The 17,268-nt window shown below is 62.2% G+C and carries 17 protein-coding genes; all 17 read right to left on the bottom strand.

Annotation, left to right across the window (positions count from 1 at the left end; all coding sequences use genetic code 11):
• Window positions 1–7 precede the first annotated feature (7 nt).
• Window positions 8–508 (bottom strand): flagellar basal body-associated protein FliL, encoded by a 501-nt coding sequence (gene fliL, locus BMH52_RS05770; protein ID WP_014719345.1) that lies wholly within the window; start codon window positions 506–508, stop codon window positions 8–10.
• 221 nt (window positions 509–729) lie between these two features.
• The gene (locus tag BMH52_RS05775; RefSeq protein WP_073843144.1) at window positions 730–2,034 is read right to left on the bottom strand and encodes a flagellar hook-length control protein FliK; all 1,305 of its coding nucleotides are present in this window, start codon (window positions 2,032–2,034) and stop codon (window positions 730–732) included.
• An 84-nt stretch (window positions 2,035–2,118) separates the two neighbouring features.
• Window positions 2,119–2,466, bottom strand: a complete 348-nt coding sequence (locus BMH52_RS05780) for an Hpt domain-containing protein (RefSeq protein ID WP_014719347.1) — start codon at window positions 2,464–2,466, stop codon at window positions 2,119–2,121.
• Window positions 2,467–2,496: 30 nt separating this feature from the next.
• Window positions 2,497–4,215, bottom strand: a complete 1,719-nt coding sequence (locus BMH52_RS05785; RefSeq protein WP_073843147.1) for a fused response regulator/phosphatase — start codon at window positions 4,213–4,215, stop codon at window positions 2,497–2,499.
• The gene (locus tag BMH52_RS05790) at window positions 4,212–4,517 is read right to left on the bottom strand and encodes an STAS domain-containing protein (protein ID WP_014719349.1); all 306 of its coding nucleotides are present in this window, start codon (window positions 4,515–4,517) and stop codon (window positions 4,212–4,214) included. Before BMH52_RS05790 ends, BMH52_RS05785 begins: the two co-directional genes overlap by 4 nt.
• Before the next feature lie 183 nt (window positions 4,518–4,700).
• Window positions 4,701–5,150: a flagellar export protein FliJ gene (gene fliJ, locus BMH52_RS05795; protein WP_003192954.1), complete on the bottom strand. Its 450-nt coding sequence runs from the start codon at window positions 5,148–5,150 to the stop codon at window positions 4,701–4,703.
• 3 nt (window positions 5,151–5,153) lie between these two features.
• Window positions 5,154–6,512, bottom strand: a complete 1,359-nt coding sequence (fliI, locus tag BMH52_RS05800; RefSeq protein WP_003192955.1) for a flagellar protein export ATPase FliI — start codon at window positions 6,510–6,512, stop codon at window positions 5,154–5,156.
• Window positions 6,502–7,266: a flagellar assembly protein FliH gene (fliH, locus tag BMH52_RS05805; protein WP_020302693.1), complete on the bottom strand. Its 765-nt coding sequence runs from the start codon at window positions 7,264–7,266 to the stop codon at window positions 6,502–6,504. The genes fliI and fliH overlap by 11 nt, the downstream gene beginning before the upstream one ends.
• 10 nt (window positions 7,267–7,276) lie before the next feature.
• Window positions 7,277–8,293, bottom strand: a complete 1,017-nt coding sequence (fliG, locus tag BMH52_RS05810) for a flagellar motor switch protein FliG (protein WP_003192957.1) — start codon at window positions 8,291–8,293, stop codon at window positions 7,277–7,279.
• The gene (gene fliF / locus BMH52_RS05815; protein WP_073843149.1) at window positions 8,286–10,061 is read right to left on the bottom strand and encodes a flagellar basal-body MS-ring/collar protein FliF; all 1,776 of its coding nucleotides are present in this window, start codon (window positions 10,059–10,061) and stop codon (window positions 8,286–8,288) included. Before fliF ends, fliG begins: the two co-directional genes overlap by 8 nt.
• 16 nt (window positions 10,062–10,077) lie before the next feature.
• Window positions 10,078–10,407 carry a flagellar hook-basal body complex protein FliE gene (gene fliE / locus BMH52_RS05820; RefSeq protein ID WP_003192959.1) on the bottom strand — a complete coding sequence of 110 codons (330 nt, stop codon included), beginning with the start codon at window positions 10,405–10,407 and terminating at the stop codon, window positions 10,078–10,080.
• A gap of 275 nt (window positions 10,408–10,682) precedes the next feature.
• Complete coding sequence (locus BMH52_RS05825) at window positions 10,683–12,059, bottom strand: sigma-54 dependent transcriptional regulator (protein WP_073843165.1); 1,377 nt, start codon at window positions 12,057–12,059, stop codon at window positions 10,683–10,685.
• 7 nt (window positions 12,060–12,066) lie between these two features.
• Window positions 12,067–13,278: a PAS domain-containing sensor histidine kinase gene (locus BMH52_RS05830; RefSeq protein ID WP_073843151.1), complete on the bottom strand. Its 1,212-nt coding sequence runs from the start codon at window positions 13,276–13,278 to the stop codon at window positions 12,067–12,069.
• Window positions 13,279–13,388: 110 nt separating this feature from the next.
• Complete coding sequence (locus BMH52_RS05835; protein ID WP_073843153.1) at window positions 13,389–14,861, bottom strand: sigma-54 dependent transcriptional regulator; 1,473 nt, start codon at window positions 14,859–14,861, stop codon at window positions 13,389–13,391.
• A 169-nt stretch (window positions 14,862–15,030) separates the two neighbouring features.
• Entirely contained in the window at window positions 15,031–15,327 is a 297-nt protein-coding gene (locus BMH52_RS05840) for a hypothetical protein (protein WP_014719354.1), read from the bottom strand.
• A gap of 25 nt (window positions 15,328–15,352) precedes the next feature.
• Complete coding sequence (gene fliS, locus BMH52_RS05845) at window positions 15,353–15,742, bottom strand: flagellar export chaperone FliS (protein ID WP_057023033.1); 390 nt, start codon at window positions 15,740–15,742, stop codon at window positions 15,353–15,355.
• 128 nt (window positions 15,743–15,870) lie between these two features.
• On the bottom strand, window positions 15,871–17,238 hold the full coding sequence (gene fliD, locus BMH52_RS05850; protein WP_019818392.1) for a flagellar filament capping protein FliD: 1,368 nt from the start codon (window positions 17,236–17,238) through the stop codon (window positions 15,871–15,873).
• Window positions 17,239–17,268: the final 30 nt, after the last annotated feature.

Consider the following 17,268-nt stretch of genomic DNA (forward strand, 5'->3'; position numbering starts at 1 on the left):
CGTGATCCTACTGCAATACGAAGTTAGTGAAGAGCGCCTGCTCGACCACAACTTTGCCGAGTTCTTTCTGGGCCACTTCCTGCACGCTGGCAGTGACCTTCTGGCGCAGCATTTCCTGGCCGACTGGCGTGGCAAGGCTGTCGAAGCTCTGCCCGGAGAACAGCATCACCAGGTTGTTGCGGATCACCGGCATATGCACCTTGAGGGCATCCAGGTCCGCCTGGTTGCGCGCCAGCAAGGTGATGCTCACCTGCAGGTAGCGTTGACGACCATTCTGGTTGTAGTTGGCGACAAAGGCCGGAAGCATCTGCTCGAAGATTGCCGGTTGCTTGACGTTCGTGGCGGCTTCGGCGGCGGGCGCCGGTTTGCTCGCACTGCTGTGCATGATGTACCAGGTGCCGCCCACCGACGCACCGATGGCCAGAAGCAGGCCCAGCACAATCATCAGGATCAGCTTAAGCTTGCCTTTGCCTGCGGGGGGAGTTGCTGCGTCGTCGCTCTTCGCCATGCCAATAATCCGTCACTATTCGGGGATTCGTAGATCTATGGCAAGGCAAGAGCAAGTGTTATGCCAGAGTTGGCTGGTAATGAGGGAAGAGCGAACACCAAAAAACAAATGTGGGAGCGGGCTTGCTCGCGAATGCGGTGTATCAGTCACACATATACTGACTGACACTCTGCATTCGCGAGCAAGCCCGCTCCCACATTCAGACCTGTACAGGCCTCAAGTCAGGCGTAGTAGTCGACGGCGCTGGAGCCGATCACGCTCTGGCTCACGGCCGCTGCCACTTCGGCCACGTCCACAGGGCCACCGGCGTCGCCGCTATCAGCACGCCTGCCGCTGCCACTGACGCCCCGCGCCTGGCCCTGCTGTTGCTGCTGCTCCTGGCCCCGCGACTGGTCGGACACGTTCACATCCACCTGCCCCATGCCCTGCTGGGCAAACATCTCGCGCAAACGGCCAGACTGGCTTTCCAGGGCTTCACGCACCACCGCATGGCCGCTCATGAAGTTGACTTGGGCTTGCTGGTCCGCCGTCATATTGACCTTGATATCCAGGCGCCCCAGTTCAGCGGGCTGCAACTGGATCTCGGCCGACTTGAGGTTGGCGCTGGACAGGTACATCACTCGGTTGACCACCTCTTCGGTCCAGCCGCTCTGATGCATGGCAAGCGGCGCGTTGGCAACCGGCGGCAAGGCGTTGGCGGTTTTGGGCGTGGCGGCCTGGGTCAGCGCGGCGAGGCGGTTGGCGAAGTCGTCCACACGGGTGTCGCTGCTGGCGTTCTTGAGGTCCTTGAGGCCGTCATCGATCAGCGCGCCGAAGGCCTTGTCGCCCCCCTGGTCGGTGCTGTCCTTGGTGGCTTGCTGGTCGACCATGTTGGCCAGGCCGGCGGCAAAGCTCTGCGCGGCGGTCGGCTGGTCCTGGGGGGTGGGCGCGGCTTTCTGCAGCGCCTGGCTGCTGGCCGAGACGTGACCGCCCTGCTCCATCGCCAGGCGCACGGCCGGCATCGAATCCAGCGGGTCGGCCTCAGGGTCGAAGGCCGGCTGCTTGGGCTCCTCGGTCACAGCAATGAGCGGCTGGGCCTGGTCATCTTCGGCCGTAACGGCAGGCGCTTGTACGGACACAGGGGCCGCCACGGGCGTCACGGCGGCGACCAGCGCCGGGTCGGCCACCGGTTGCTGCGCCAGGGACGGGTCGGCAGGTGGCTCGCCTTCACTGTCAGCGTGGTCGTCGCTCTTGGCCGGCTTGGCAGGCAAGGGATTGCCGCTATCGGCAACCGCTGGCGCGCTGGCGGCAGGTTTATCGTCGCCGGCGGCCGGTTTGGCGCTGGGATCAGAAGCCTTGTCGCGCACGGGTTTGGCTGGCGCGTCGTCGCTCTTGGCCTGCGGCTTGGCAGCTTGCTTGGCAAACACTTGAGCGAAGCCAGCGCCCTTGTCCCGCGGGGCCGCAGGCGCTACCGCAGGCGTGGCGGCCGGCGCTTGAGGCTTGGCCGCAGCAGCAGCCTGAAGAAGCGAATTGGGGGCGACTGGCATAAGTTAGGGTCTCCACTGCATGGGGTCGGGGATGCAGTCTATGGAGGTAGAGCAAGAGTCGGGCCAAGTCAGGCCGATAAAATATCAAACCCCAGAAAACCGCTCCCGCTCATGCTCATAAAGCGGCCGAACCAGCGCAAACTCACGATCAATCTGATCCACCAACGCCCCCAAGTCGGAAGCAGACTTGAAGGACTCGGTCTCCAACCGCTCACACAACGTTGCCAAGCGCAGCGCCCCCAAGTTGCCACTGCTGCCCTTGAAGCTGTGTGCGATACGCCCCAACGTCTTGGCGTCGTCCCGCGCCTTGCGCAGCGCTTGCACGCGCTCTTCAGAGTCATGCAGAAAGGTGTCCAGCAGCGTGGGGTATTCGCTTTCCATGACTTCCTGCAAACCCGACAACACCTCGGGGTCCATATGAATCTCAGCCACTTGCTCGCTCCTTGATCAAGAATCGGCGGATTATGCCAGAGCCGCCCAACAAAACTCCACGCAGACAGTGCGCCCGCCATCGGACCAGCCTACAGCGCTGCTCAGTTGACGCACCAGGCTCAGGCCCCGACCAGACAGACGGTCGATGTCCACGGGGCGCGCCAGCTCTTGCTCCACATCAAAACCCTGCCCGCTGTCTTCGAGGCGCAAGGTCAGTTTGCCGCCCTTGTCGGTGGGTACCACCTGCACATGCACGCGCACGTAACCGCTGTCCAACTGCGCCAGGCGCTCATGGCGCTGGCGATAATACTGCGCAAACCCCTGGGCATCGCGCTTGAGCCGTGAGTCCAGGCCCAGCACGCCATGCTCCAGCGCGTTGGAATACAACTCGGCCATCACACTGTAAAGCGCCCCGCTCTGCGCACGCAGGCCATGGATCTCCAACAGCAGTTGCAGCAGGTACGGCAACGGGTTGTAGGTCCTGAGCGTCTGGGCGCGGAATTCGAAACTCGCCGACCAATCCAGCGGGCACGACCGGCCGCTGTCGGCATACATCGGTTCGGCCGCCCGCAAGGGTTGGCCCGCCTGCAACGTGATCTCGACCATGCTGACGTCATCGCGCGCCTGGCCGCGAAAGGCCGCCAGGGCCTGCTCGATGTCCTCGAACAGGCGGTCGGGCTCGCGGTTGGCGGCGAACACCTGCTGCAAGCGCTCGGCGCCGAACAGTTGATCGTTGGCGTCAGCGGTGTCGAGCACGCCGTCGGAAAGCAAAAACACCCGGTCGCCCAACGCCATGGGCCAGACCTCGGTGCTGTCATCGAACGCCTCTGCCGACAACACCCCCAGGGGCAGGTGCCGCGACATCAATGGCGTGCGCCTGCCCGTGGCGACTTCATGCACATAGCCTTCGGGCATGCCGCCGTTCCACACCTCCACCGCCCGCCGCTGGGCGCTCAGGCACAGCAAGGTGGCGCAGCAGAACATGTCCACCGGCAGGATGCGCTTGAGCTTGGCGTTCATTTCCCGCAGGGTCTGCGTGAGGCCGTAGCCCTTGGCAGTCATGCCGTAGAACACTTCGGCCAGGGGCATGGCGCCGATGGCGGCCGGCAAGCCATGGCCGGTGAAATCACCCAGCAACACATGCATGTCACCCGATGGCGTGTAAGCCGCCAGCAACAAGTCGCCGTTGAACAACGCATAAGGCGATTGCAGATAGCGGATATTCGGCGCGGCGTTGATGCAACCGGAATGGGCGACCTTGTCGAACACCGCCTTGGCGGCCCGCTGCTCATGCATCAGGTGTTCGTGGTGCCTGGCGATCAGGTCACGCTGTTGCAAAACCGTGGCCTGCAGGCGGCGCAGGCGGTCCATGGCGTTGATCTTCGCTGCCAGGATCAAGGGGTTATAGGGCTTGGGCAGAAAGTCATCGCCGCCCGCGTCCAGGCACTGGGCCAGGGCTTCGCTTTCGCGCAGCGACGTGAGGAAGATGATCGGCACCAGCGCCTCCCCCGCCAGTTGCTTGATCTGCCGTGCGGCTTCGAAGCCGTCCATCACCGGCATCAGCGCGTCCATCAACACCAGTTGCGGGCGCTCACGGGCAAACACCTCAATCGCTTCGGCGCCGTTGCTGACAGTCAGCACCTGGTGGCCTTGACGGCGGATGATGCTCGCCAGCAACAGGCGGTCGGCGGCGCTGTCTTCGGCGATCAGGATGGTCAGCGCCTCCAGGACAGGGGCCAGGGCGCTCAATTGATATCGAACAGTTTGTCGAAGTTGGAGATGGCGAGGATCTTGCGCACGTCGGAGTTGCTGTTCGTCACGCGAACTTCGGCGTCATCACCTCCAGCATGATCCCGTAGCAACAGCAGCATGCCAAGGGCTGAACTGTCCATGTAGGTGGCATCCTTGAGGTCGACGATATAGGTCTCGGGCACCTTGTAGAAACGCTCGTAGGCTTCCCGAAACGCCTGGTGGCTGCCGAAATCGAACCGACCCTTGATTGCGATCGTCAACTTCTTCCCGTCCAGGGATACTTCTGACTCGACTGTCATGTGACTGCTTCCTTGTCGTTGCACTAGACACAAGGTGTAGCAGCTGAACCGCATCTGAGCAACACAGTGAATCAACTGTGGGAGCTGGCTTGCCTGCGATGGCGGCGTGTCAGCCACTGAATCTTTAACTGAACCACCGCGTTCGCAGGCAAGCCAGCTCCCACACTGGATTTGTGGTGTCGGTTAGAACTGTTCTGGGCGGGGAAGGCGTTGGGACAATTCATCGAGCAGCTTTTGCTCGCGCTTGTCTTCGATGGCTCGCGCTTCGTCGATGTAGCGCTGCACCAGTTTGCGCAGCCCCTCGACCCGGGCAAACGCCTGTTGCCAGGCCTCGCGCGCTTTGTCGAGGTTGGCCTCGTGCCAGGCCAGGCTCTGGCGTTGCTGACCAACGGCGGTTTCAAGCTGATTGAGAAAGCCCTGGTACCCCATCAGCCACTGGCCGGATACACCCTGGCTGCCGCGCTCGATCCACTGTTGCTGGTACTCGCCCCGAAAGCGCTCCAGGTCGCCCAGCTTGCTTTGGGCCAGGCGCACCTGGCCCTGGAAGTAGCCCAGGCGCTGCACAGCGGCTTTCTCGGCCTTTTCGGCCATGTCCACCACCGGAGCCAGGCGGGCGGCGCGGCTGTTGGCCATGGCTTAGCCGCCCGGCGCCGGGGCGAAGATGGACTGCAAGTGCGACTGGCTCTCGCCCATGGTGATCTTGTCGTTGAGACCCTGGCGCAGGTAGGTCACCAGTTGCGGCTGCAAGGCGATGGCCAGGTCGGTGTCGCGGTCACCACCGGCCACATAGGCGCCGACGCTGATCAGGTCGCGACTTTGCTGGTAACGCGACCACAACTGTTTGAACTGCTGGGCACGGGCCATATGCTCCGGCGTGACCACCGCCGGCATCACCCGGCTGATGGACGCTTCGATGTCGATGGCCGGATAGTGCCCTTCTTCGGCCAGGCGGCGCGACAGCACGATGTGGCCGTCGAGCACACCTCGCGCCGAGTCGGCAATCGGGTCCTGTTGGTCGTCGCCTTCGGACAACACGGTGTAGAACGCGGTGATCGAGCCACCGCCGGCTTCGGCATTACCGGCACGCTCCACCAGCTTGGGCAGCTTGGCGAACACCGATGGCGGGTAACCCTTGGTCGCGGGCGGTTCACCGATGGCCAGGGCGATTTCGCGCTGGGCCTGGGCGAAACGCGTGAGCGAGTCCATCAGCAACAGGACGTTCTTGCCCTTGTCGCGAAAATATTCGGCGATGCGCGTGCAGTACATCGCCGCACGCAGGCGCATCAGCGGTGCATCGTCTGCCGGAGAAGCGACGACAACGGAACGCTTGAGCCCTTCTTCACCGAGGCTGTGCTCGATGAACTCCTTCACTTCGCGGCCCCGCTCGCCGATCAGCCCCACCACGATGATGTCGGCCTCGGTAAAGCGCGTCATCATGCCCAGCAACACCGACTTACCCACGCCAGTACCGGCGAACAGGCCCAGGCGCTGGCCGCGACCGACCGTCAATAAACCGTTGATGCTGCGAATGCCCACGTCCAGCGGCACGCTGATGGGGTTGCGCTTGAGCGGGTTGATGGTGGGGCCGTCCATCGGCACCCAGTCTTCGGCCTTCATGCCGCCCTTGCCGTCCAGCGCACGGCCGGCCCCGTCGAGTACGCGGCCCAGCATGCTCATGCCCATGGGCAGGCGGCCAGTGTCGGCCAGCGGCACCACGCGGGCGCCGGGGGCAATGCCGGCGAGGCTGCCGACCGGCATCAGAAAAATCTTGCTGCCCGAAAAGCCCATCACCTCGGCTTCGACCTGCACCGGGTGGTAGCTGTCGTCGTTGATCACCAGGCAGCGGCTGCCCATGGCGGCGCGCAGGCCCTCGGCTTCGAGGGTCAGGCCGACCATGCGCAACAGGCGCCCTTCGAGGATCGGCTGGCCGGGCAACTCGGTGGCCTCGGCGTAGCTGCCCAGGCGCTTGGCGAAGCTGGTGCGATCAAGGCGCATCGGTGGCGTCCAGGTCAACGCTCAGGTCCGGCTCGGCGGGGTGCAGGGCTTGTTCATGCAGTTGATCGAACAACTTGGCCATGATCTGGCTGATGCGGGTTTCCACCGTTGCATCGATGCGGCTGTGCTCGGTTTCGACACGGCAACCACCGGGCTGCAACGAAGCGTCTTCGACGATGCGCCAGGTTTCTTCATGGCGCTCGCGCAGGGCTTTGACCTGTTCGAAATCCTGGGGGTTGATGTACAGCCGCACATTGCCGACGCCCAGGGGCAGCAGCTTGAGGGCTTCGCGCATCACGCCTTCGATCTGGCTGGAATCGAGCACCAGTTCGCGCTGGATCACCTGGCGCGCGATGTGCTGCACCAGGCCAACCATGGATTTTTCCAGCTGCGAGTCCTGTTCGGCGATAGGGTCGAACAGGTTGCCCATCAGGCGTTCCAGGCTAGCCAACTTGGTGGCCAGCGCCGCTTCGGCCTCCTGGCGAACCTTGAGGGTGGTGCTGCGAAAACCGTCTTTTTCCCCGGCCGCGAAGCCTTCGTTGTAGGCCTCCTGACGAATGGTTTCCAGCTCTTCGAGGGTCAGTGGCTGGACTTCATCCAGTGGCACTTCTTCCATCTCTGCCGGAGGTTCTTCAACCGGTTCAGGCTCGGGCTCCGGCACATGGGGGTCGAAACTGGGCAGCGACCAGATGTCGAAACCACCGACATCCCGCGCGCGAATCAGATCGCTGGGCGCCTCATCTTTATTCGACATGCAAGGCGCCTTAGATCATTTCTTCGCCGCCCTTCCCGCCGAGAACGATTTCTCCGGCTTCGGCCATACGGCGGGCAATGGTGAGGATTTCCTTCTGGGCGGTTTCCACGTCGCTGACGCGCACCGGGCCCTTGGCTTCCAGGTCGTCGCGCAACAGCTCCGAGGCGCGCTTGGACATGTTCTTGAAGATCTTTTCTTTGACGTTTTCGTCCGAGCCCTTGAGCGCCAGCACCAGCACGTCCGAGGACACTTCGCGCAGCAGCGCCTGGATGCCACGGTCGTCGACATCGGCCAGGTTGTTGAACACGAACATCAGGTCTTCGATCTGGCCGGACAGGGTGTCGTCGATCTCGCGGATCGAGTCCATCAACTGGCCTTCGACCGAGCTGTCGAGGAAGTTCATGATGTCGGCTGCGCGCTTGATGCCACCCAGGGTGGTGCGCGAGGCGTTGGAATTGCCGGAGAACTGCTTCTCCAGAATGGTGTTGAGTTCTTTGAGCGCCGCCGGTTGCACAGTGTTCAACGACGACACACGCAGGATGATGTCCAGGCGCACTTTATGGTCGAAGTGCCCGAGCACTTCACCGGCCTGGTCCGGGTCCAGATAGGCCACCACGATCGCCTGGATCTGCGGGTGCTCATAGCGGATCACGTCGGCCACTGCCCGCGGTTCCATCCACTTGAGGCTGTCCAGGCCGCTGGTGTTGCCGCCCAGCAGGATGCGGTCGATCAGGCCGTTGGCCTTGTCTTCGCCCAGGGCCGAGGTGAGCATCTTGCGAATGTAGCTGTCGGAGCCGACGCCCAGGCTGGTCTGGTCGCCGACGATCTCGACGAACTCGCTCATCACCTGCTCGACTTGCTCGCGGTGCACATTGCGCATCTGCGCCATGGCCACGCCGACACGCTGGACCTCTTTGGGGCCCATGTGGCGCAGCACTTGGGCAGCGTCGGTTTCACCCAGGGACAGCAGCAACACAGCGGCTTTGTCGACCCGGGACAGCTTGGCCACAGCGGCTCGATCATTCATCAGCGTTAATCCACTCTTTCACGACCTGGGCCACACGGCCCGGGTCTTCTGCCACCAGACTCTTGATTGCGTTCAACTGAGCGTCATAGCCTTCGCTCGGGCTTGGCAACAGGATGCTTTGCGGGCCGCCAAGGCTGACGCGGTCGTTGGCCAGTTCGCCGTCCAGGCCGCCCATGCCACCCAACTCGACGTCGCCACCGGCCAGTGCCAGTTGCTTCTTGCCGCCACCGGTGATGTTGTTGAGCACCGGGCGCAGTACACCAAACACCAGCACCAGGATGAACAACACGCCCAGCACTTGCTTGACGATGTCCCAGAACCACGGCTGGGTGTAGAACGCAGGGTCAGCGATCACTTCACCGCGCTCGGCGGAGAACGGCATGTTGATCACGCTGACGCTGTCGCCACGGCTGGAGTCGAAGCCAACGGCGTCCTGCACCAGGCGGGTGAAACGGGCCAGTTCGTCAGCCGTCCACGGCGCACGGGTCACCGCGCCGTCTGCCGGGTTGACCTTGACCTGGTCATCGACCACCACCGACACCGACAGGCGATTGATCTTGCCCTGCTGCTGCTTGGTGTGGCTGATGGAACGGTCCAGTTCGAAGTTCTTGGTGGACTGGTTACGCTTGTCCGCAGGGTACGGCGCAAGCATCGGCTGGCCGGTGGCCGGGTCCATGATCTGCTGGCCGTTGGCGTCCAGCAATGGCTGGCCAGGCTGGATCGCGCCCGCCGTGGCGGCAGCGCCACCGGTGGTCTGCGGTGCCGAGGCCGGCGCGGGTGGCTGGTTGCTCAGGGCGCCCGGCACACCTTGGGGGCCATTGCTGGCGGTGCGTTGTTCGCTGGTGGACTGCTCGCTGCGCAGGGCCGGCTGGTCCGGGTTGAACTGCTCGGAGGTGGACTCGACGGCGCTGAAATCCACATCGGCGGAGACTTCAGCCTTGTAGCGGTCGTTGCCCAGTACCGGTTGCAGGATATTGTGCACGCGCTGGGTGAGCATGCTTTCCATGCGGCGACTGTAGTCGAACTGCTTGCCGGCCTGGGTCAGCGCGGAGTTTTCGGCCATGTCGGACAGCAGGTTGCCCTTCTGGTCCACCACGGTGATTTGCGACTTGCTCAATTCGGGAACACTGGTTGCCACCAGGTTGACGATCGCCAGTACCTGGCCAGGCTCCAGGGAGCGGCCAGCAAACAGCTCGACCAAGACCGAGGCGCTGGGCTTGCGTTCGTCACGCACGAACACCGAGCTTTTCGGAATCGCCAGGTGCACACGGGCGGCCTTGACGTTATTGAGGCTGGAAATGGTGCGCGCCAGTTCGCCTTCCAGACCACGGCGATAACGGGTGGCTTCCATGAACTGGCTGGTGCCCAGGCCCTGGTCTTTGTCGAGGATCTCGAAACCGATGTTGCTGTCGGACGGCGCCACACCAGCGGCGGCCAATTTCATGCGTGCGCGGGCTACGTCGTCAGCCTTGACCAGCAAGGCACCTGAGTTGGGCTCCACGGTGTAGGCGATGTCGGCGGCGGCGAGGGTTTCCATGATCTGCTTGGAATCCATGCCCGACAGGCTGCCGTACAGGGGGCGGTAATCGGGTTGCTGCGACCACAGCACCACGGCAAAACCAATCGCCACGCTGGCTGCCAGGCCCACCATCAGGCCCACCTGACGCAGCATGGTCATTTCCGAGAGGTTTTCCAGGAACGACAGGCCAAACAACGGCGGTTTGCCGTCGGCCTTGGCGGGGAGGTTGTCGGAGACTGCTTCAGCCATGACTTAAATCTCGTCCTTAAACCGGCATCTGCATGATGTCTTGATACGCCTGAACCAGCTTGTTACGCACTTGAGTCAAGGCCTGGAAGGACACACTGGCCTTTTGCGAGGCGACCATCACATCGGTGAGGTCCACGCCGCTTTTACCGATCTCGAAAGCCGTCGCCAACTGGCTGGACGCCTGCTGGGTATCACTGACTTTATTGATTGCCTGACCGAGCATGTCGGCAAAATTGCTTTGGCCCAATTCCGGCGCTGGCGCGACGGATTTCGGTTGAGCCATGGCGTCCATTTGCATGGCGCGCATATCCAACATCAACCGATTGAACTCAATACCCTGGCTCATGACCTTCTCTCTCCGACGACCCGCAATTTTTTGACACTACGCAGCGGTTACTAGAGGTGGTAGCAACAAGGGTGCCAGCTCTGGAGCAACTCGTAAGAAAAGGCGACAAAGCTTGTCGAACTTGTTACCGCACGTTTTTGGCCCTTCTTACCGCACGGTTTTTTTGTAGGAGCGAGCTTGCTCGCGAAAAACGTCAACGATAACGCGTGCTTCCAGAATGCCCGCGGCGTCTATGGGCTCTTCGCGAGCAAGCTCGCTCCTACACAGGGCATTGGTCATGTGGCGAAAAGATACGCTTCCACATCCATACCGGCGTCGCGCATCTGCGCCAGCTTGTAGCGCAAGGTGCGCGGGCTGATGCCCAGGCGCTCGGCCGCTTCTTTGCGACGGCCGCGCTCGGCGCGCAGGGTGTCGATGATCATCTGAAATTCACGGCGGCGCAGGTCATCACCCAGGGCGCCTGCCGATTCCGCCTCGGCGACCACTGGAGCAGGAGCCAGGCTCGGCAACGGCGCAGCGCCAGTGCCCATGGCCAGGCAGAAATCCTGCGGCTGGATCAAGCCGCCCTGCTGCAAAATCAGCGCACGCTGGATGGCATTATCCAACTCGCGCACGTTGCCCGGCCATGGGTAATTGACCAGGCACGCCTGGGCCTCGGGCGACAACCGCGCCTGGGCATGCTTCATTTTTTTGACGTGGTTGTTCAGCAGGCGCTCGGCCAAGGGGATGATATCCGCCGGGCGCTCACGCAATGGGCGCCAGGCCAGCGGGAACACCGACAACCGGTAGAACAGGTCCTCACGGAAGCGCCCCGCCGCCACTTCGCCCGCCAGGTCGCGGTTGGTGGTGGCAACCACGCGAATATCCAGCTGGATCGGCTTGCGCGCGCCCACGCGCTCCACCTCACGTTCCTGCAATACGCGCAGCAACTTGGCTTGCAGGCCAAGGGGCATTTCCGAAATTTCGTCGAGCAGGATGGTGCCGCCGTCGGCCTGTTCGAACTTGCCGGCCTGGGCCGCGATGGCGCCGGTGAACGAGCCCTTTTCATGACCAAACAAGGTCGCTTCGAGCATGTTGTCGGGGATCGCCGCGCAGTTGATCGCAATGAACGGTTGCTGGGCGCGGCTGGACTGCTGGTGGATGTAGCGCGCCAGCACTTCTTTACCGGTACCGGATTCACCGGAAATCAACACAGTGGAATCACTGCGCGCCACCCGCGCGGCCAGTTCCAGCAATTGCGCGCTGGCCGGCTCAAAGGCAATCGGGCCATCGCCCTCGCCCGCCGACGCTACGCCCAGAGCATGTCGGGCCACCAGCTCGATCAGCGCCTTGGGCTCGAACGGTTTGACCAGGTAATCCGCCGCGCCCTGACGCATAGCATCCACCGCCCGCTCCACCGCGCCATGGGCGGTCATCAGCAGCACCGGCAGTTGCGGCTGGCGCACCCGCAGCAGGCCGAGCAATTGATGGCCGTCCATGCCGGGCATGTTGACGTCGCTGATCACCAGGCTGAAGGTTTCCTGCTCGACCGCCTCCAAGGCTTCCTCGGCAGAGCCGACCGCACGGTAGTCATGGCCCGCCAACAGCAGCGTGTCAGCCAATGCTTCACGCAGGGCGCGATCGTCTTCCACCAATAAAACCTTGATAGCCATCATCCTCTTACTCCGCGCTTGCCGCGCTGGAAAACAGCGGCAAGGTCATCAATGCACAGGTGCCACGCCCCAGGCGGGAACGCAGCTGCAATTGTCCCTGATGGGCACGGGCCACTGCCTTGACCACGGTCAGGCCCAGGCCAGTGCCGTTGGTCTTGGTGGTAAAAAACGGCTCGCCCAGGCGCTGCAGCACCTGCGGGGCGATACCGCTGCCGCTGTCGCTGACGCACAGGCGCAGGGTTTGTCCGCGGCTATACAGGTGCACTTTCAGGCGCGCCCCGGGGCCACTGGCCTGGGTGGCGTTTTCGATCAGGTTGAGCAGCGCGCCCACCAGGGTGTCGCGGTTGCACAGCAATTCGCCCTGGTGGCTGTCGCACTGCCAGCGCAGGTTGGCCTCCTGCACATGGGTCGCCGCTGCCGCTTGCAGGGACTGCATCAAGCCGGCAGGGGTAACGCGATCGGTCAGCGGCAATTCGCCGCGGGCAAACACCAGCATGTCACGCACCTGGTGCTCCAACTCATGCAGGCGCTCCTTGAGGCGCCCGGCAAAGCGTTGGTGGGTGGCCGCCGGTAATTGCTCGTCAGTCAAATGGCTGGCGTAGATCAATGCCGCCGACAACGGCGTACGAATCTGATGCGCCAAGGAAGCGACCATCCGCCCCAGGGACGACAGCCGCTCATGGCGCGCCAGTTGATCTTGCAGGTGCCGGGTTTCTGTCAGGTCATTGAGCAACACAAGCTGGCCCGGCTCGGCGTCCAGGGAACGGGTCGCGATAGACAGCCGACGCCCGTCCTTGAGGGAGACTTCGTGGCCGTCGTCTTCACGGGGGGCAAAACAGCGGGTGATGACTTCACGCCACAGCTCGCCTTCCAGCGGCAGGCCGAGCAGATCACAGGCTGCCGGGTTGGCTTCGCGCACGCGGCCCTGGTCATCGATGACGATTACGCCACCGGGCAACAGGTCCAGCAGGTTTTGCAGGCGGTTGGCCAGGCGTTCTTTCTCGGCCAGCTCTTGCATGCGCTGGGCGCTGACCACCGCCAGTTCGCCTTTAAGCTCGGAAACCCGGGCCTCAAGCAGACTGTAGGAGTCGGTCAGCTGGCTCGACATCTGGTTGAACTGCGAGAACGCGTGCTCCAGGCCCTGGCGGGTCGGCGGCTCTACAGGCGAAACCAGCCCCTGGATGGCAGGGGCCGAAGATAGTTGGGCGGCGTGGGGCATGATGCTCTCTCGCTTGGCTGACCGTCAGTTAAACGGAACGTTGCGAGGGCTGTAGCAATACCCGTGCCGAAAAAAAACAACCTATAAATCAGGTAGTTGAAAAACAGGCGTCAATCATCCGCCTGTTCATCTCCTTCTTTGCGGCTCATACCGTACTTGCGCATCTTCTCCACCAGGGTGGTGCGACGGATACGCAGGCGCTCGGCGGCCCGGGCCACGATGCCATGGGCATCGTCCAGGGCCTGCTGGATCAACCCTTGTTCGAGGTTGCCGAGGTAGTCCTTGAGATCCAGGCCTTCGGGCGGCAACATCGCGCTAGCGCCGAAGTCTGGAGTATGGCCGTTGATTGCCACGCGCTCTTCCATGTCGCTGCGCAGGCTGTCCATCTGCTCGTCCTCGTCGTCGACGTAGCGGAATTTCTTCGGCAACTCGACCACGCCGATCACCCCGTACGGGTGCATGATCGCCATGCGCTCCACCAGGTTGGCCAGCTCGCGGACGTTGCCCGGCCAGCCGTGGCGGCACAGGGACATGATTGCCGCGGAGTTGAAACGAATGGAGCCGCGCTTCTCGTGCTCCATGCGCGAGATCAGTTCGTTCATCAGCAACGGGATGTCTTCCACGCGCTCGCGCAGCGGGGCCATCTCGATAGGGAATACGTTGAGGCGGTAGTACAGGTCTTCGCGGAAGCTGCCGACCTCGATCATGCTTTCGAGGTTCTTGTGGGTGGCGGCAATGATGCGCACGTCCACGCTCTGGGTCTTGTTGCTGCCCACGCGCTCGAAGGTGCGCTCCTGCAATACGCGCAGCAGCTTGACCTGCATCGGCAACGGCATGTCGCCGATTTCGTCGAGGAACAGAGTGCCGCCATTGGCCAGCTCAAAACGCCCGGCACGGCTCGTGATCGCCCCGGTAAAGGCGCCCTTCTCGTGGCCGAACAATTCGCTTTCCAGCAGCTCTGCCGGGATCGCCCCGCAGTTGACCGGCACAAAGGGCCCGTCGCGACGCTTGGAGTGATAGTGCAGGTTGCGCGCGACCACTTCCTTGCCGGTGCCCGACTCGCCGAGGATCAGCACGCTGGCGTCGGTGTCGGCCACTTGCTGCATCATCTGGCGCACGTGCTGGATGGCGCGGCTGGTGCCGACGAGGCTGCGAAACAGATTGGGCTCACGGTGACGGCCGCGCTCGCGGGCCTGGTCGTACATCTCGCGATAGACCTGGGCGCGGTGCAGGGAATCGAGCAATTTGCTGTAGCTGGGCGGCATTTCCAGGTTGGACAACACACGGCGGCGCTGGTCTTCCGGCAGGTCCACGGAAGAAATATCGCCCATTAGCAACACCGGAAGGAACTCATCCCAGGTAGACAGTGTCTTTAACAGGCCCAGAACTGCGCCAGGAGCGTTTACCGTCCCGATCAATACGCAAATGACTTCACGGCTCGACGACAACGAGCTGACCGCCTGCTGCCAATCGTGGCTGCCGCAGGGTAAATTTTCTTCACCAAGAAAATTTAAAATCACCGCTAAATCGCGGCGGCGGACGCTATCGTCATCGATCAGCAGAATTTTGGTTTCACGCCACATGCAATAGCAACTTCCCTAGTAAAACTTCCTGCCCCGGAATGAGGGCAATCTAGACGTCTGTAAGATTTCTTACCTTCTAGACGTCTGAAATCTGAAAACAGCACTAGTTAAGTCAAAAATGCTGGCACAGTCAAATATATGACGCGCCGTTCGGATTAACTGCGCCCGTTCAACCGAACAGATGGTAAACCTTTGACGCATTTTTCGCTTGGTTGATCTGCGACATCTCTTCGAAAATCGCCTGGCGTTCGCCGGTCGTCACCTCCAGCAACTGCTGGTACACCACCAACAAACTTTCCAGCTTCTCGCGCAATGCGCCCTCGTCTACCGGTGCTTCGCTGAGCACCTCATCAATCACTGCGCGGCAACCCAGGTCCAACTCGCCCACGGCTTCCCAATTGCGCTCAGCCAGCGCGCCGAGAAGGGCTTCGCGGGTTTCGTCGATGCGTTGCAGTGCGTGGCTCATGATGTGTACCTCAAGGCAATCGGCCTTATTGTGGAGCGATGGCATCCCAGCCGGTCTTGACGGTGATCAGCAGGCGGGCGACTTCGTCGATCATCTCGACATCATTGACTTGGTTCGCCTCGACCAGGCGATTGCCCATGTAGTTATACAGGGCATCCAGACGCTGGATCGCGGCCGGGTCTTCGGCTTTCTCAGGCTCCAGGCCATCGCGCAGGCCCGAAATGATTTCGATCGCCTTGCCCAGCATCAGGCCCTTTTGGGCGATGTCCCCGCGGCTCAACGCACCCTTGGCCTGGGCCATGCGATCCAGGCCACCTTCCATCAGCATCTGCACCAGGCGGTGCGGGCTGGCTTCGGAGACCTGAGCGTGGGCATTGACCTTCTGGTACTGGCGAAGGGCTCTCATCGGGTTCATGTTGCTACCTCGTTACTGGCGACAATCGAATAGGTTTGCTTAACCAGTTTTTCGACCACGGCGATAAAAACTTTAATCCAGCACCCTGCGCGAGAGCCCCTGGACAGGGCCCTGGCGCGCACCGCTCATCAGTTCGACTTAGGATTGTTCAGCGAGTTGAGGGTGGTCAGGATGCTGGAGCTGCTGGCGTTGATCTGCGCGATCATGGTGTCCATCGCCGTGTACTTGGCGGTCAGGGACTTCTGCAAGGCATCCATGCGCCGCGTCAGGTCGTCGGTCTCTTTGGTCAAGTCGGTCAACTTGTTGTTGAGATCGGTGGCACGTGTCGCCAGGGTGCCGGTAGTGCCGACGTAGCTGTTGGTCGCCTTGTTCATGCGGGTGATCAAGCCCGTGTCGCCGGTGAACAGCTTGGCAATGTCGCCAGCGCCCTTGACCACGGCCTTGTCCCAGGTTTTGTCATCCAGGCTCAGCAGGCCGGTTTTCTGGTCGGTGGTGATGCCCATCTGCGCCAGGCTGGTCATGGTGCCCGCACCGGAGCCGTTGACCAATTCGGAACGCAGGCTGTTCACCAATTGACGCATCGACGCATCGCCGGTCAACGCACCTGCGGTGGTGGTGGAGGCATCACCGGTTGCAGTGACCTTGGTTTGGGTGTTGATCGCCGTCATCAGCGTGTTGTAGGCGCTGACGAAGGACTGCACCGAGGTTTTCAAGGTATCGGTGTTGCTGGCCACGGTGATGGTGGTCGGCTTGGTGATGTCTACCGTGTCCAACAGGTCCAGGGTCACGCCGCTGATCGCCGAGGTGATCTTGTTGCTGTTCGATGACATTTCAATGTCATCAATGGAGTATTTGGCGTTGGTCGGCGGCTTGCCTTTGTCGTACCCGGTAGCCAGCTGCGAATCGCCGCTGAGGGTGATGTCGGTGCCCTCGCCCATGGTGGTCGAAGTCAGTACCAGCCGCGCGCCATTGGAGTCGCTCAGCACGTTAGCACTGATGCCCTGGGACGAGAGCTGGGTGTTGATGGATTCGCGCACCTGCTGCAACGTCGCGCCACCGGGAATGATCACGTCGTAGCTCTTGCCCGACTGGTTGATGGTCAGCGTCTGGTCTTCGTCCGTGCTGTTGGCCTTGCCCGATGCGCCATCGACATTCACCGCCGTGGTGACTTTCGAAGCCGTCGCCAGGTTAGTGACCTTCAATACGTACTTGCCGCTGGATGCGCCGTCACCCAAGGTAACCTTGGCGTTTTTCTCTTCCGAAGAAGTCGCCGCCAGCCCGTTGAAGGCCGAGGCATTGTTCAACTTGGTGATCGCCGCCTGGTAGGCTTCCAACGCCGTCTTGACCGAGCCCACGGCAGACAACTGCACGGTGGCCTTCTTCTGCTCGTTGGTGATCTGAGCCTGCTTGGGCGCCTGCTCGGCACCTACCAGCGCCTTGACGATAGCCTGGGTGTCGTAGCCCGAACCTGGGCCGGAAATCGTTGAACTAGCCATTTGCCATTCTCCTTGTCCTGCAGCGGCCGT

The sequence above is a fragment of the Pseudomonas sp. BTN1 genome (genome assembly GCF_001907715.1).
Classification (GTDB): domain Bacteria; phylum Pseudomonadota; class Gammaproteobacteria; order Pseudomonadales; family Pseudomonadaceae; genus Aquipseudomonas; species Aquipseudomonas paracarnis.

Bases quoted from the DNA above. Each gene is read 5' to 3' on its own strand.
- fliL (WP_014719345.1), bottom strand. From the start codon at position 508: ATGGCGAAGAGCGACGACGCAGCAACTCCCCCCGCAGGCAAAGGCAAG.
- BMH52_RS05775 (WP_073843144.1), bottom strand. From the start codon at position 2,034: ATGCCAGTCGCCCCCAATTCGCTTCTTCAGGCTGCTGCTGCGGCCAAG.
- BMH52_RS05790 (WP_014719349.1), bottom strand. From the start codon at position 4,517: ATGACAGTCGAGTCAGAAGTATCCCTGGACGGGAAGAAGTTGACGATC.
- fliJ (WP_003192954.1), bottom strand. From the start codon at position 5,150: ATGGCCAACAGCCGCGCCGCCCGCCTGGCTCCGGTGGTGGACATGGCC.
- fliI (WP_003192955.1), bottom strand. From the start codon at position 6,512: ATGCGCCTTGATCGCACCAGCTTCGCCAAGCGCCTGGGCAGCTACGCC.
- fliH (WP_020302693.1), bottom strand. From the start codon at position 7,266: ATGTCGAATAAAGATGAGGCGCCCAGCGATCTGATTCGCGCGCGGGAT.
- fliG (WP_003192957.1), bottom strand. From the start codon at position 8,293: ATGAATGATCGAGCCGCTGTGGCCAAGCTGTCCCGGGTCGACAAAGCC.
- fliF (WP_073843149.1), bottom strand. From the start codon at position 10,061: ATGGCTGAAGCAGTCTCCGACAACCTCCCCGCCAAGGCCGACGGCAAA.
- fliE (WP_003192959.1), bottom strand. From the start codon at position 10,407: ATGAGCCAGGGTATTGAGTTCAATCGGTTGATGTTGGATATGCGCGCC.
- BMH52_RS05825 (WP_073843165.1), bottom strand. From the start codon at position 12,059: ATGGCTATCAAGGTTTTATTGGTGGAAGACGATCGCGCCCTGCGTGAA.
- BMH52_RS05830 (WP_073843151.1), bottom strand. From the start codon at position 13,278: ATGCCCCACGCCGCCCAACTATCTTCGGCCCCTGCCATCCAGGGGCTG.
- BMH52_RS05835 (WP_073843153.1), bottom strand. From the start codon at position 14,861: ATGTGGCGTGAAACCAAAATTCTGCTGATCGATGACGATAGCGTCCGC.
- BMH52_RS05840 (WP_014719354.1), bottom strand. From the start codon at position 15,327: ATGAGCCACGCACTGCAACGCATCGACGAAACCCGCGAAGCCCTTCTC.
- fliS (WP_057023033.1), bottom strand. From the start codon at position 15,742: ATGAACCCGATGAGAGCCCTTCGCCAGTACCAGAAGGTCAATGCCCAC.
- fliD (WP_019818392.1), bottom strand. From the start codon at position 17,238: ATGGCTAGTTCAACGATTTCCGGCCCAGGTTCGGGCTACGACACCCAG.